Raw genomic sequence first — 12,685 nt, 5'->3', positions numbered from 1 at the left:
GTGTCACCGCCGGCCCAGGCGCGCACTGCGCTCGGCACATCGGCCGCCGCGAGCGCCGCGTCGATACTGGCCGCGAAATCGCGCTGTTGCGCGTCAACGTCAAAAAACACAGCATCTCACCTTTTTTCCCGGGGCAGCCCCAACAGCCGCTCGGCGATGATATTGCGCTGAATCTCGTTGGTGCCGGCGTAAATCGGGCCGCCGAGCGCAAACAGCAACCCATCGGTCCACGAGCCGGCCAGCTCGGCATCGGCACCGCGGATGTCCAGCGCGGTCTGGTGCACCGCGACGTCCAGGTCGGACCAGAACACCTTGGTCACCGAGGACTCGGCGCCCAGCTCGCCACCGTTGGCCAGCCGGGTCACAGTACCGAAGGTGTGCAGCCGGTAGGCCTGCGCCTTGATCCACGCATCGGCGACCTGATCACCGAAAGCGCTGTCGCCGTTTGCCTTCCACAGTTCTGTCAGGCGCTCGGCAGCGGCAAGGAAGCGCGCCGGGCTGCGCAGCGACATGCCGCGTTCGTTGCTCGACGTGCTCATCGCGGCCCGCCATCCGTCGTGCGCTTCGCCGATCACGTCGGCGTCGGGCACGAACACGTCGTCGAGGAAGATCTCGCCGAACCCGGTGTCGCCGCCCAGCTGGGCGATCGGCCGCACGGTGATCCCGTCCGCTTTGAGGTCGAACATGAAATACGTCAGCCCGCGGTGGCGCTCCGCTTCGGGGTCAGAGCGGAACAATCCGAAAGCTCTGTCGCCGAACGGGGCTCGCGAGCTCCAGATCTTTTGGCCGTTGAGTAGCCAGCCGCCGTCGGTGCGGGTTGCCGTCGAGCGCAGCGAGGCGAGGTCGCTGCCGGACTCGGGTTCCGACCAGGCTTGCGCCCAGATCTCCTCGCCACTGGCCATCTTGGGCAGAATGCGATCCAGCTGCTCCTCGGTGCCGTGTGCGAACAACGTCGGCGCCAGCATCGAGGTGCCGTTGGCGCTGGCCCGGCCGGGGGCACCGGCCCGGAAGTACTCCTCTTCGAAGACCACCCACTGCAGCAGGGTCGCGTCGCGGCCACCGTACTTGCGTGGCCAGGTGATGACCGACAGACCGGCATCGAAAAGCACCTTGTCCCAACGCCGGTGTTGTTCGAAACCCTCGGCGGTGTCATAGGACAGCGTCGGGAACGATTCCCGGTGCGCAGCGAGAAACTCACGCACCTCCCGCTGCAATGTCAGGGTGTCGTCGTCGAAATCCAGGTCCATCACGGCATCTCTCGCAGTAGCGGTTTGACTACCTTGCCGCCGGCGTTACGCGGCAGCGTGTCGACAAACCTCACCGAACGGGGGGCTTTGAAGTTCGCTAAGTACTCACGGCTGTACGCGATCACCGTTTGCTCGTCGAGCCCGGATCCGGGTCGCGTCACCAGGAATGCCCGGCCGACCTCACCGAGCCGCTCGTCGGGCACGCCGATCACCGCGCAGTCCAGCACACCGTCCAGGCGGGCGAGCACCTGCTCCACTTCGGCCGGGTAGACGTTGAAACCGCCGCAGATGTACATGTCCTTGAGCCGGTCGGTGATCTGGAGATTGCCCGCGGCATCCAGCTTTCCGATATCGCCGGTGTGCAGCCAGCCGTCGGCGTCGACGGTGTCCGTGGTGGCTTGCGGGTCGTCGAGGTAACCGAGCATCACGTTGGGCCCGCGCAGCAGCACCTCTCCTGTTTCCCCGCCTTGGGCTCCGTTGATCCGCAGCTCGAAATCGGCGATCGGCCGTCCGCACGTGGTGGCCACCGTGACGGCGTCGTCGTCGGCGCGGCACATGGTGCCAAACCCGTTGCACTCGGTCAGGCCGTAGGCGGTCAACACGATGTCGATGTCGAGTTCGGCCTGCATCCGTTCGATCAGCACGACCGGCACCGTGGCCGCGCCGGTGACCGCGAAGCGCAGCGAGGTCAGGTCGTAGCCGCCGCGGGCGGGATGATCGAGCAGCGTCTGGTAGATGGTCGGCGGTCCGGGCAGCACCGTGATCCGGTGCTCGGCGACCGCGCGCATCGCCTGCTCGGGATCGAAGGTCAGCTGCGGGATCAGCGTGGCGCCGGTCTGCAGGCAGGCCAGGATCCCGGCCTTGTAGCCGAAGTTGTGGAAGAACGGGTTGATGCACAGGTAGCGGTCGTCGCTGGTGATCTTGCCGCAGGCGGCCCACGCCGCCGAACCGGACAGCGATTGCCGGTGCGCGCAGAGCACGCCTTTGCTGCGGCCGGTGGTGCCAGAGGTGAACAGGACGTCGGAGACGTCGTCGGGGCGGACCGCCGTGGCGCGAGCGTCGGCCGCCGCGAGGTCGGAGCCAGCCGCGATGAACTCGTCCCACGTTCCGTCGTTGGCATCTACGGGCACCCGCACGATGTGACGAAGATCGGGCAGCGCAGCCCGGTCGAGATCGGCGGTCTTGTCCGTGCCGAGGAACTCTCCCATCGCCACCAGCAGTGGCGCGCCGGTGCGAACCAGGATATCGGTGGCTTCGGCCGCGGTGTAGCGGGTGTTGAGGGGTACCACGGTGGCGCCGGCGTAGTGGGCGGCCAGGCAGGCAACCACCCAGTGCCAGGTGTTTGGCGACCAGATTGCCACCCGCTCGCCCGGGTGCACGCCGAGCTGAATCATCGCCGCGGCGGCCCGGCGCACCTCGTCGCGCAGCTCGGCGAAGGTGAGGATGCGATCCTGGGTGACCAGCGCATTGTGGTCGGGAAGCTCACGCGCGATGCGGTCCAAAACCGCAGGAATGGTCTGCGGATCGCTTGGCATCGATGCATGCTCCTAACAAAGCAAGTGCTTGGTAGGTTAGCCTACAGGGGTGCAGGGCGTCGAGGAGTTCCGGGCTGAGGTACGCGACTGGATGGCCGAGAACCTGGTCGGTGAATTCGCCGCGCTCAAGGGACTCGGTGGGCCGGGTCGCGAGAACGAGGCTTTCGAAGAGCGGCGGGCCTGGAACCGGCATCTTGCGGAAGCGGGCCTGACTTGTTTGGGCTGGCCGGTCGAGCACGGCGGCCGGGGCCTGTCCGTCGCGCATCGGGTCGCGTTTTATGAGGAGTACGCGATTGCCAACGCGCCGGCGAAGGTCAACCACTTCGGTGAGGAACTGCTTGGGCCGACGCTGATCGCCTTCGGCACGCCCGAGCAGCAGCACCGGTTTCTGCCCCGAATCCTCGACGTCACCGAGCTGTGGTGTCAGGGGTACTCCGAGCCGGGTGCCGGCAGCGATCTCGCCAACGTGTCCACCACCGCGGTGCGCGACGACGACGAGTGGGTGATCAACGGGCAGAAGGTGTGGACGTCGCTGGCGCACTGGGCGCAATGGTGTTTTGTGGTGGCACGCACCGAGAAAGGCTCGAAGCGCCATGCCGGGTTGTCGTATCTGCTGGTGCCGCTGGACCAGCCCGGGGTGCAGATCCGCCCGATCGTGCAGCTGACGGGTGACTCGGAATTCAACGAGGTGTTCTTTGATGACGCCCGCACCGATGCCGACCTGGTGGTCGGCGCACCCGGTGACGGCTGGCGGGTCGCGATGGGAACGCTGACCTTCGAGCGCGGTGTTTCCACACTGGGTCAACAGATCATCTACGCGCGTGAGCTCAATGGCGTGGTGGAACTCGCCAAACGCACCGGCGCCGCCGACGATCCGCTGATCCGCGAACGGCTGACCCGCTCGTGGGCCGGCCTGCGGGCGATGCGCTCATATGCGCTGGCGACCATGGACGTCGAGCAGCCCGGACAAGACAACGTCTCAAAGCTGTTGTGGGCCAATTGGCATCGTGAGCTCGGTGAGATCGCGATGGACGTGCAGGGTAAAGCGGGCCTGGTGTTAGACAGCGGGGATTTCGACGAGTGGCAACGGCTTTATCTGTTCACCCGCGCGGACACCATCTACGGCGGCTCGAACGAGATTCAGCGAAACATCATCGCCGAGCGGGTGCTCGGCTTACCCCGGGAGGCTAGATGACGTTAGCGGTCGCGCCGAAAGAGGTTGCCGGACACGGACTTCTGACCGGCAAGGTCGTGATCGTCACGGCGGCAGCCGGCACCGGCATCGGGTCGGCCACTGCTCGGCGGGCACTGGCCGAAGGCGCTGACGTCGTCGTCTCCGACCACCACGAGCAACGCCTTGGCGAGACGGCCCAGGAACTGTCGGCGCTGGGTTTGGGCCGCGTCGAGCACGTGCTCTGCGATGTGACGTCCTCGGCACAAGTCGACGCGCTGATCGCGTCGGCCCACGCGCGGATGGGCCGAATCGACGTGCTGGTCAACAACGCCGGGCTGGGCGGCCAAACTCCGGTGGCCGATATGACCGACGAGGAATGGGACCGCGTGCTCGACGTCACGCTAACGTCGGTCTTTCGCGCTACCCGGGCCGCGTTGCGCTACTTTCGCGACGCCGACCACGGCGGGGTGATCGTCAACAACGCCAGCGTGCTTGGCTGGCGTGCCCAGCACTCGCAATCGCACTATGCGGCAGCCAAAGCCGGGGTGATGGCATTGACCCGGTGCAGCGCCATCGAGGCCGTGGAATACGGAGTGCGGATCAACGCGGTATCGCCGAGCATCGCCCGGCACAAGTTCTTGGACAAGACCACCTCGGCAGATCTACTCGACCGGCTGTCGGCCGGGGAGGCGTTCGGACGTGCGGCCCAGCCGTGGGAAGTAGCGGCGACGATCGCATTTCTAGCCAGCGACTACTCCAGTTACCTGACTGGAGAAGTGATTTCGGTATCGAGTCAACACCCATGAACCGGCGCGACGAGCTGTTGGCACTGGCGGCGACGATGTTCGCCGAACGCGGCCTGCGCGCGACCACGGTCCGCGACATCGCCGACGGTGCCGGCATTTTGTCGGGCAGCCTGTATCACCACTTCGCGTCCAAAGAAGAGATGGTCGATGAGCTGCTGCACAGCTTCTTGGACTGGCTGTTCGACCGGTACCAGGAGATCATCGACAGCCAGCCAAATCCGCTGGAGCGGCTCAAGGGGCTGTTCCTGGCGTCGTTCGACGCGATCGAGCACCGGCACGCCCAGGTCGTCATCTATCAGGATGAGGCCAAGCGGCTGTTGGCCCAGCCGCGGTTCTCCTACATCGAGGACATGAACAAGCAGCAGCGCAAGATGTGGGTCGACGTGCTGCACCAGGGCATCGAAGAAGGTTATTTCCGACCGGATCTCGACGTCGACCTGGTTTACCGCTTCATTCGCGACACCACCTGGGTGTCGGTGCGCTGGTATCAGCCCGGCGGACCGCTTACCGCCGAGCAGGTGGGTCGGCAGTATCTCGCTATCGTCCTAGGCGGAATCACCAAAGAAGGAGTCTGAAATGACACGCGTCGGCGACGATGCAGAACGAAGTGATGAGGAGGAGCGACGCATATGACAGAGGCATACGTTGTGGATGCGGTGCGTACCGCCGTTGGTAAGCGCAACGGATCGCTGGCCGGTGTGCATCCGATCGACCTGGGGGTGGCCGCATTTCACGGGCTGTTCGAGCGGATCGACGTCGACCCGGCGGCCGTTGACGATGTGGTGGTCGGATGCGTCGACGCGATCGGCGGGCAGGCCGGCAACATCGGTCGCAACGCTTGGCTCGCCGCGGGCTATCCCGAAGAGGTGCCCGTGGTAACCGTCGACCGGCAATGCGGTTCTAGCCAACAGGCGATTTCCTTTGGCGCGCAAGCGATCATGGCCAACACCGCCGATCTGATCCTGGCCGGCGGCATGCAGAACATGAGCCAGATCCCGATCGCGTCGGCGATGGTGGTCGGCAAGGAGCTCGGGTTCACCTCGCCGACTAACGAGTCGAAGAATTGGCTGCACCGCTACGGCGATCAGGAGATCTCGCAGTTCCGCGGCGCGGAGTTGATCGCCGAACGGTGGAACCTGTCCCGCGAGGAGATGGAGCAGTTCGCGCTGACCAGTCACGAGCGGGCGCTGGCCGCGATCCGGGGCGGACACTTCGACAACGAAATCATTGCCGTGGACGGTTTCCGGATCGACGAAGGGCCGCGGGAGACGTCGCTGGAGAAGATGGCCGCGCTCAAGACGCTGTCGGAGGGTGGCCGGTTGACCGCGGCGGTGGCCAGCCAGATCTCTGACGGCGCCAGTGCGGTGCTGCTCGCGTCCGAGCAGGCGGTCAAGGACCACAAGCTCACACCGCGGGCTCGCATCCATCACATCAGCGCCCGCGGCGCCGACCCGGTATTCATGCTGACCGGGCCTATCCCGGCCACCCGCTATGCACTGGAGAAGACCGGGCTGTCCATCGACGACATCGACACGGTCGAGATCAACGAGGCGTTCGCGTCGGTCGTGTTGGCCTGGCTCAAGGAGATCAAGGCCGACCCCGAGAAGGTCAACCCCAACGGCGGCGCGATCGCACTCGGTCATCCATTGGGCGCCACCGGCGCAAAGCTTTTCACCACCATGCTCAACGAGCTGGAGCGCACCGGTGGCCGCTACGGCCTGCAGACGATGTGCGAAGGCGGCGGCACTGCCAACGTCACGATTATCGAACGGCTGTAATCCTCGCGCCCGAGCGTGAGGCGTGGAATCTCAACAGCGGCTAGGTCGGCACACATGTCTCACTAGACCCTTCAGTCCCTGGCTGAAGGGCTGGTACCGTCTGCGGTTTTCAACCCATATGTGATATCAGTCCGGCTGATATCGCATATGGGTTCGTTTCCAAGACGATGTCCATGACCAGCTGATGGTGCGTAAGGGGCTGGTGTGGCGTCAGGCGCGCTTTTCGCCGCGAGACAGGCCGGCGATGATGTCGTCGACCGTGCGCTGAGCTAGCCAATCGACCTGTCGCCGGCTTACGCTGCGCAGCGGTCCGCGCAGGGCCAGTTCGGCGAACCCGTGCACCGCCGACCAGCAGGGCCACTCGGCGCCGTCGCGTCGGTCCGGTGACAGCGCCCCCGCATCCACCATGGCGTCGAGCGCCTCCACCAACGCCAGATAGGGTGGGGCACTCGCAGTTTCGTCGGATTGGCTGGCTCCGAAAAATGCGACCGCGAACCACCCCGGCTCGTCGAGCGCGAACTTGATGTAGCCGACGCCGACGGCCCGCAGCAGCTCACTTGAGCCACGCCGGCGCGCCGAGGTCCGCATCCTCGCCGTCATCCGATGCTGGATCGCGGTCGCAACGGCATGTAGCAATGCCTCGCGGTCGGCGAAGTGACGGTAGGCGGCATTAGGCGAAACCCCAACTCGCCGAGTCGCTTCCCGGATGGTCAGCGCTTCCGGCCCACCCACCCGGGTGAGTTGAAGGCCGGCGTCGATCAATGCCGCGCGCAGATCGCCGTGGTGGTAACCGCTCTTTGCCTCAGTCAACCCTTGACCCTCCTCGGGGTCGAAGTGTACGGTGTGAACATTACCCAATGTTGACGCCGTGAACATCGTAACGGAGGATTTCGGTGAAAACCGCAGGATTGCCACCCGTCGTGGACCAAGAGGCCTGGCAGCGCGAACTGGATGCACTTCGCGTCCTGGAGAAGGCGGCCACCCGCCAGCTCGACGCGATCGCCGCGCAGCGACGGCGGCTGCCGATGGTCGCAATGCCGGATTACCTTCTGGAAGGCGAGAATGGACCGGTGCGGTTAGCCGACATATTCGACGGTAAGTCGCAGCTGATCGTGTACAGCCACATGTGGTTTCCCGGTGAAGAGTGGCAGTGTCCCGGGTGTACCGGCTTCACTTCACAGTTCACCAGGCTGGAGTTTTTGGACAACTACGATGCCCGGTTTGTCATCGTCACGCAGGGACCCATTGACGAAGCGCTCGCGTACAAGCGACGGGTAGGAAACCAGATGACCTGGTACTCAACCGCCAACAGCTCGTTCGGTGCTGACGTCGGCGCTCCATCGGGCGGCGGGTTCGCGGTCAATGTCTTTCTGCGCGACGGGGATCAGGTTTACCGGACCTGGCATACCAATGGCCGTGGGACCGAACAACTGAGTCACTCGTTCGCGTTGATCGATCTACTACCATACGGCCGCCAGGAAGAGTGGCAGGATTCGCCGGACGGCTGGCCTCAGTCGCCGACGTATAGCCGCTGGGCCGGCTCCGAGGACATCGCCCGGGCCTACGGCGCTGATGCAGTAACCAACCAACCAGGAGGGGCAAGATGACCACCACGACGACCGGCCTGACGACGATTAGCCTGGTGTGCGTGCCGACAGCCGAGCAGGACAAGGCGGTCGCGTTCTACGAGTCGCTCGGGTTCGAGAAGCGAACCGACCAGCCGTTCGGTGGCGGCTACCGGTGGATCGAGGTTTACCCACCCGCGGGCGCGACCGGCATCGCGCTTGCTCCGCCCCCGCCGGACAGCGGGCCGGTGCAGCCGACCAACACCGGTGTCACATTGACCACCAGCGACATTGACGCCACCCACGCGGCGATGAAGGAACTCGGCGTCGACGTCGATGCGCAGGTGTCGCGAATGGGCGAGCCGGTTCCACCGATGTTCTGGTTCCGCGACCCGACCGGGCACACACTGATGGTCGTGGAGTCCTGATTACAGGCGACCCGTCACTGCACGAGGGCCGTCGCGGCCTGTAGGTGTTTGACGGCCTCGGCGACGATCGTCTGGATCAGCTCCGCGCACGACGGCAGGTCCTCGACGATGCCGGCCACCTGACCGGACGCCAGCACGCCGGCGTCGGTATTACCCTCGACCAGGCCGGCTTTGAGCAGCATCGGGGTATTGGCCGCCATCACCACTTGCGACCAGGTGAGTTCCTTGCCGTGACGCATCGCCACGCCGTCGCGGACCATCGACGCCCAGGTCATCTGCGACATCTTCTTGAACTTCGCGGCATTGCGCACAGCCGCGGTGAATCCCCGTGCCCGCGAGCCGCTTTCAAGTCTTTCAACCAACCCGGTGCGCAATACGCGGTGTGGCATGCCGTCGACGCGGGTGGTGACGACGGTCCCGTCCAGCCCGGCCTGCAGATAGCGTTGCTTGACCGCGTCGGGCACCGTCGAATCCGAGGTGAGTAGAAACCGGGTGCCCATGGCAACCCCGGCGGCACCATAGGACAACGCTGCCGCCAGCCCGCGACCGTCGAAGAACCCGCCAGCCGCGATGACCGGGATGCTCACCGCATCAAGCACCGATGGCAGCAGCAACGTCGTGGCGATCGGGCCGGTGTGGCCACCACCCTCGCCACCCTGCACGATGACCGCGTCGGCGCCCCAGGAGGCCACCTTGCGGGCATGCTTTGCCAGACCGACCGACGGAATCACCACCGCGCCGGCATCTTTCAGCTTGCCGATCAACTCCTGCTTGGGTGCCAACGCGAATGACGCGACCTTGACGCCTTCGCGGATCATCAGATCCACCCGGTCGGCCGCGTCGCCGGCATCGGCGCGGATGTTGACACCAAACGGCTTGTCGGTGGCGGCCTTGACCTTCCCGATCGCGGTGGCCAGTTCGTTGAGAGTCATGGTGGCCGAGGCCAAGATGCCCAGCCCGCCTGCGTTGGCGGTCGCCGATACCAGCCTGGCGCCGGCCACCCACCCCATTCCGGTTTGCACCACCGGATGCTCGATACCGACTAGCTCGGTGAGTGGCGTGCGCAATCTCATGAACGTATCTCTCGGTCGCGCAATGCTTTAGGGTCGACGGCCTCGCGAATCAGGCGGAGTTCGTCGTCGGTGGGCAGCCTCGTCTCGTTTGCCTCATCGAGACCGTGCACTTCGAACGAGGTGTTCTCCCGGACGTCATCTGGCGAAACACCCGGGTGCAAGCTCAGCGCCCGCATCCTATGGTCCGGGCCGCCGAAGTCGAACACCCCGAGATTGGACACCACCCGGTACGTGTTAGTGAACCGGAACGCTGGGTTGTCTTTGTCGACCTTGTCCCAGCCGATACCGCAGACCACATCGACCGTGTCGCAGAACACGCGCTTGGAATGGTTGCCGACCCAATAGCTCGTCGCGTGGTTGATGGCGTTACCAGGAGCACCCCGAACACCGAACATCTGTCGGGTCGGGTGCTGCAGCGGACCGAACGCCGACAGGTTCTGATTGCCATAGCGGTCAACCTGATTGGCGCCCATCACCACATGCCGCCGTCCCCAGGCCAGCGTCTCGAACACCCGGCCGAACGGCATCCAGCCCTCGACGGTTCCCGCGGCGCCCAGCGCAGGAGTGTCTGCCAGCAGTTGCGCCTCACCGTCGGTCAGCAGGATGTCGGGGGAGAAGGTCAATCGTGCCAGCCGCGCGCCGACCGAGGCCATGTTGGTCATCGGGCTGACCATGATTTCGCCCGCGTCTCTGAACAACTCGGCGCAGGCCACCGCACAGACTTCGGCTCGTGTGCTCACTTGGACGCCTCCTCTGCGAAGGCGCGCACGGCCGCCTGGTATTCGACTTCGCCGCCTGAAAGATAGGTCTGCACGAATTTCTGCCAACCCTCGTCCGTTGAAGCCGCCTCGGCATAGTGGCGCTGGAACTTCTCGTCTCGGCCGTAATCCGGTGCTGCCGTTGTGAAATGTGCACCGCCGGGCGCTTCCACCACGGCGTCGACCATCATCCGATTCACCAGCAGGGCTTGCGGTGGCACCGCTTTGACCAGTTCCTCGGTCGGTACGACGCGCTCCACTGACAAGTAGCGCTTGTCGGCGGCCATCAAGAACAGATCGTCAAAGTAGGGATCGATGCCGGTGTATGCGGCATTGCCTTGGGCGTCACCGAGATTGAGGTGCACAAAGGCCGCGTCTAGGCGCAGCGCCGGCATCGCGATCAGCGTTTCCTGTCCGCCGTCCGGCGCCGGGTAAGGACTGGCTACCGTTTGCAATTCGCCCTCCCAGAAGTCCGGGACCGAGCTGCCCAGCCCGGCGCGGATCGGCAGGAACGGTAGCCGCTGTGCCGCTGCCTGCAGCCCGCAGCGCAGCATGCCTTCGTCCATCTCCCGGGCCTCGATGGATCCGCTGGTGCGCGCCTTGGCGAACCACGGGTCATAGAACGGCGGCGAGTCCAGCGAGACGAACCCGTAGTAAACGCGGCGTACCTTGCCCGCCGAGAACAGCAGTCCCAAATCCGGCCCGCCGTAGCTGACCACAGTCAAGTCTTTGATGTCGGTGCGCAGCATGGCCCGCACGAACGCCATCGGTTTGCGCCGCGACCCCCAGCCGCCGATGCCAATCGTCATGCCGCTGCGCAACTGGGCGACCGCGTCGTCCAGGGTGGTGCGCTTGTCGGTCATTGCTTCTTGCCCTTCGTTGTACCGGCGAACGCGTCGCGGTGCTCGTCGGAAACCCCGGCAAGATTGAGCTCGAAGGTAAAGCCTTGCTCCATGCGGTAACTGGAGTTGACGCGCTGGACGTCGATGAGGTTCAGCGCCTCCTTGGCCGCGCGGATCACCCGGGTGTCCTTGGCAGCGATGTCACGCGCCACCCGCAGCGCGGCTTCGTCGAGTTCCTCACGCGGCACCACCTCATGCACCGAGCCGAAGTGGTGCAGGGTAGCGGCGTCCACGGTGGCCGCGGTGAAGAACAGTCGCCGCATCATGTGCTGTGGCACCAACCGGGACAGGTGGGTGGCCGCACCCAGCGCGCCGCGTTCGACCTCGGGCAGCCCGAAGGTCGCGTCCTCGGAGGCCACGATCACGTCGGCGTTGCCCACCAAACCGATGCCGCCGCCGACGCAGAAGCCATTGACTGCGGCGATCACCGGCACCGCGCACTCGTAGACCGCTCGGAAGGCGGCGAAGCAGCCGCGGTTGGCATCGATCAGCGCGGCGAATCCTTCGGTGCGCTGCATCTCTTTGATATCCACTCCGGCATTGAAGCCGCGGCCCTCGGCCCGCAGGATCACCGCGTGCGTGTCAGGGTTGGCGCCGGCTGCGGTCAGCGCGTCGGCGAGTTCGAACCAGCCGCTCGAGGGGATGGCGTTGACAGGGGGAAAGTCGACGGTGACCGCGACGATCCCCGGTTCGGCGGTGCGTGACGTGATTGTCATCGAGATCCTCGGCCACTTCCTGGGGGACGATTTACCTAAGCAAGCACTTGCTTGGTAAGCTAGCACAGTGACTCACGCCGAAGGAGACCCCGCGATCAGCTTGGGCCTCGCCGGGCGGGTCATTCTGGTGACCGGCGGCGTTCGGGGGGTCGGCGCCGGCACCAGCTCAGTCTTCGCCGGTCAGGGCGCCACCGTGGTGACCTGTGCCCGGCGCGCGGTCGAGGGCCTGCCGTATGAGTTTCACTCATGCGATGTCCGCGACGACGATGCGGTCAGGGCGATGATTGACGCGATTGTCGAGCGGCACGGCCGTCTCGATGTCGTCGTCAACAACGCCGGCGGCTCGCCCTACGTGCTGACCGCGGAATCCAGCGCCAAGTTCAACCGTAAGATCATCGAGCTCAACCTGATTGGCGCGCTGTCGGTTTCCCAGCACGCCAACGACAAGATGCAGAACCAGGAGCGCGGCGGGTCGATCGTCAACATCTGCAGTCTCAGCGGCCGGCGACCCTCCCCGGGCACCGGAGCATATGGTGCGGCCAAGGCGGGCCTGGAGAACCTGACGCAGACGCTGGCGGTGGAATGGGGACCCAAGGTGCGGGTGAACGCCTGCGTGGTCGGCATGGTCGAGACCGAACAGTCGGAGCTCTTCTACGGCGACGCCGAGTCGATCGCCGCGATCTCCAACAACGTGCCACTCGGC

At 65.3% G+C, this 12,685-nt stretch carries 14 protein-coding genes and 1 pseudogene; 7 read left to right on the top strand and 8 right to left on the bottom strand.

All coding sequences use genetic code 11. The features are described 5' to 3' along the window. The 3 genes and pseudogenes from WAN71_RS02040 to fadD3 form a co-directional block, all read right to left on the bottom strand. Positions 1 to 110 (bottom strand): annotated as a pseudogene (locus WAN71_RS02040) (acyl-CoA dehydrogenase); the annotation flags it as partial. 6 nt (positions 111 to 116) lie between these two features. After that, entirely contained in the window at positions 117 to 1,247 is a 1,131-nt protein-coding gene (locus WAN71_RS02035) for an acyl-CoA dehydrogenase family protein (RefSeq protein ID WP_422223731.1), read from the bottom strand. Further along, positions 1,247 to 2,782, bottom strand: coding sequence for a 3-((3aS,4S,7aS)-7a-methyl-1,5-dioxo-octahydro-1H-inden-4-yl)propanoate--CoA ligase FadD3 (gene fadD3, locus WAN71_RS02030; protein ID WP_422223730.1), 1,536 nt, complete (start codon positions 2,780 to 2,782; stop codon positions 1,247 to 1,249). The genes WAN71_RS02035 and fadD3 overlap by 1 nt, the downstream gene beginning before the upstream one ends. A gap of 49 nt (positions 2,783 to 2,831) precedes the next feature. Here fadD3 and ipdE1 point away from each other — a divergent pair, with 49 nt between their 5' ends. Genes ipdE1 through fadA6 form a run of 4 tightly spaced genes read left to right on the top strand, consistent with a single transcriptional unit; the run spans position 2,832 to position 6,540 of the window. After that, on the top strand, positions 2,832 to 3,977 hold the full coding sequence (gene ipdE1, locus WAN71_RS02025) for an acyl-CoA dehydrogenase IpdE1 (RefSeq protein WP_422223729.1): 1,146 nt from the start codon (positions 2,832 to 2,834) through the stop codon (positions 3,975 to 3,977). Beyond that, positions 3,974 to 4,762 carry a (5R,7aS)-5-hydroxy-7a-methyl-1-oxo-2,3,5,6,7,7a-hexahydro-1H-indene-carboxyl-CoA reductase gene (gene ipdF / locus WAN71_RS02020; RefSeq protein WP_422223728.1) on the top strand — a complete coding sequence of 263 codons (789 nt, stop codon included), beginning with the start codon at positions 3,974 to 3,976 and terminating at the stop codon, positions 4,760 to 4,762. Before ipdE1 ends, ipdF begins: the two co-directional genes overlap by 4 nt. After that, on the top strand, positions 4,759 to 5,337 hold the full coding sequence (kstR2, locus tag WAN71_RS02015) for a TetR family transcriptional regulator KstR2 (protein ID WP_422223727.1): 579 nt from the start codon (positions 4,759 to 4,761) through the stop codon (positions 5,335 to 5,337). Before ipdF ends, kstR2 begins: the two co-directional genes overlap by 4 nt. 54 nt (positions 5,338 to 5,391) lie before the next feature. Next, a complete protein-coding gene (gene fadA6 / locus WAN71_RS02010; protein WP_422223726.1) occupies positions 5,392 to 6,540 on the top strand; it encodes a steroid 3-ketoacyl-CoA thiolase FadA6 in 1,149 nt (382 codons plus the stop codon). 210 nt (positions 6,541 to 6,750) lie between these two features. Here fadA6 and WAN71_RS02005 read toward each other — a convergent pair whose 3' ends face one another. Then, complete coding sequence (locus WAN71_RS02005) at positions 6,751 to 7,350, bottom strand: TetR/AcrR family transcriptional regulator (RefSeq protein WP_422223725.1); 600 nt, start codon at positions 7,348 to 7,350, stop codon at positions 6,751 to 6,753. Positions 7,351 to 7,433: 83 nt separating this feature from the next. Between WAN71_RS02005 and WAN71_RS02000 the strand changes: the two genes are divergently transcribed. Further along, positions 7,434 to 8,147: a DUF899 domain-containing protein gene (locus WAN71_RS02000; RefSeq protein ID WP_422223724.1), complete on the top strand. Its 714-nt coding sequence runs from the start codon at positions 7,434 to 7,436 to the stop codon at positions 8,145 to 8,147. After that, positions 8,144 to 8,533: a VOC family protein gene (locus WAN71_RS01995; protein ID WP_422223723.1), complete on the top strand. Its 390-nt coding sequence runs from the start codon at positions 8,144 to 8,146 to the stop codon at positions 8,531 to 8,533. The genes WAN71_RS02000 and WAN71_RS01995 overlap by 4 nt, the downstream gene beginning before the upstream one ends. Before the next feature lie 14 nt (positions 8,534 to 8,547). Here the strand turns inward: WAN71_RS01995 and ipdC are convergent, their stop codons facing one another. Genes ipdC through echA20 form a run of 4 tightly spaced genes read right to left on the bottom strand, consistent with a single transcriptional unit; the run spans position 8,548 to position 11,982 of the window. Continuing rightward, a complete protein-coding gene (ipdC, locus tag WAN71_RS01990; RefSeq protein WP_422223722.1) occupies positions 8,548 to 9,606 on the bottom strand; it encodes a (3aS,4S,5R,7aS)-5-hydroxy-7a-methyl-1-oxo-octahydro-1H-indene-4-carboxyl-CoA dehydrogenase in 1,059 nt (352 codons plus the stop codon). Beyond that, a complete protein-coding gene (gene ipdB, locus WAN71_RS01985; protein ID WP_422223721.1) occupies positions 9,603 to 10,346 on the bottom strand; it encodes a cholesterol ring-cleaving hydrolase subunit IpdB in 744 nt (247 codons plus the stop codon). The genes ipdC and ipdB overlap by 4 nt, the downstream gene beginning before the upstream one ends. Beyond that, entirely contained in the window at positions 10,343 to 11,227 is an 885-nt protein-coding gene (ipdA, locus tag WAN71_RS01980; protein ID WP_422223720.1) for a cholesterol ring-cleaving hydrolase subunit IpdA, read from the bottom strand. Before ipdA ends, ipdB begins: the two co-directional genes overlap by 4 nt. Next, complete coding sequence (gene echA20 / locus WAN71_RS01975) at positions 11,224 to 11,982, bottom strand: (7aS)-7a-methyl-1,5-dioxo-2,3,5,6,7,7a-hexahydro-1H-indene-carboxyl-CoA hydrolase (protein WP_422223719.1); 759 nt, start codon at positions 11,980 to 11,982, stop codon at positions 11,224 to 11,226. Before echA20 ends, ipdA begins: the two co-directional genes overlap by 4 nt. Positions 11,983 to 12,076: 94 nt before the next feature. On the opposite strand from echA20, the gene WAN71_RS01970 reads away from it, so the two are divergent. After that, positions 12,077 to 12,685: SDR family oxidoreductase (locus WAN71_RS01970; RefSeq protein ID WP_422223732.1), on the top strand; the 609-nt coding region annotated here is incomplete at its 3' end.

The sequence above is a fragment of the Mycobacterium sp. genome (assembly GCF_049280035.1).
In the GTDB taxonomy this organism is placed as follows: Bacteria; Actinomycetota; Actinomycetes; order Mycobacteriales; family Mycobacteriaceae; genus Mycobacterium.
The sequence above is the reverse complement of the archived record's forward strand: the minus strand, read 5'-3'. Positions and strand labels throughout refer to the sequence as shown.

Coding starts and splice junctions, on each gene's coding strand:
- echA20 (WP_422223719.1), bottom strand. CDS start 11,982: ATGACAATCACGTCACGCACCGCCGAACCGGGGATCGTCGCGGTCACC.
- WAN71_RS01995 (WP_422223723.1), top strand. CDS start 8,144: ATGACCACCACGACGACCGGCCTGACGACGATTAGCCTGGTGTGCGTG.
- WAN71_RS02035 (WP_422223731.1), bottom strand. CDS start 1,247: ATGGACCTGGATTTCGACGACGACACCCTGACATTGCAGCGGGAGGTG.
- ipdC (WP_422223722.1), bottom strand. CDS start 9,606: ATGAGATTGCGCACGCCACTCACCGAGCTAGTCGGTATCGAGCATCCG.
- fadD3 (WP_422223730.1), bottom strand. CDS start 2,782: ATGCCAAGCGATCCGCAGACCATTCCTGCGGTTTTGGACCGCATCGCG.
- kstR2 (WP_422223727.1), top strand. CDS start 4,759: ATGAACCGGCGCGACGAGCTGTTGGCACTGGCGGCGACGATGTTCGCC.
- ipdA (WP_422223720.1), bottom strand. CDS start 11,227: ATGACCGACAAGCGCACCACCCTGGACGACGCGGTCGCCCAGTTGCGC.
- ipdF (WP_422223728.1), top strand. CDS start 3,974: ATGACGTTAGCGGTCGCGCCGAAAGAGGTTGCCGGACACGGACTTCTG.
- fadA6 (WP_422223726.1), top strand. CDS start 5,392: ATGACAGAGGCATACGTTGTGGATGCGGTGCGTACCGCCGTTGGTAAG.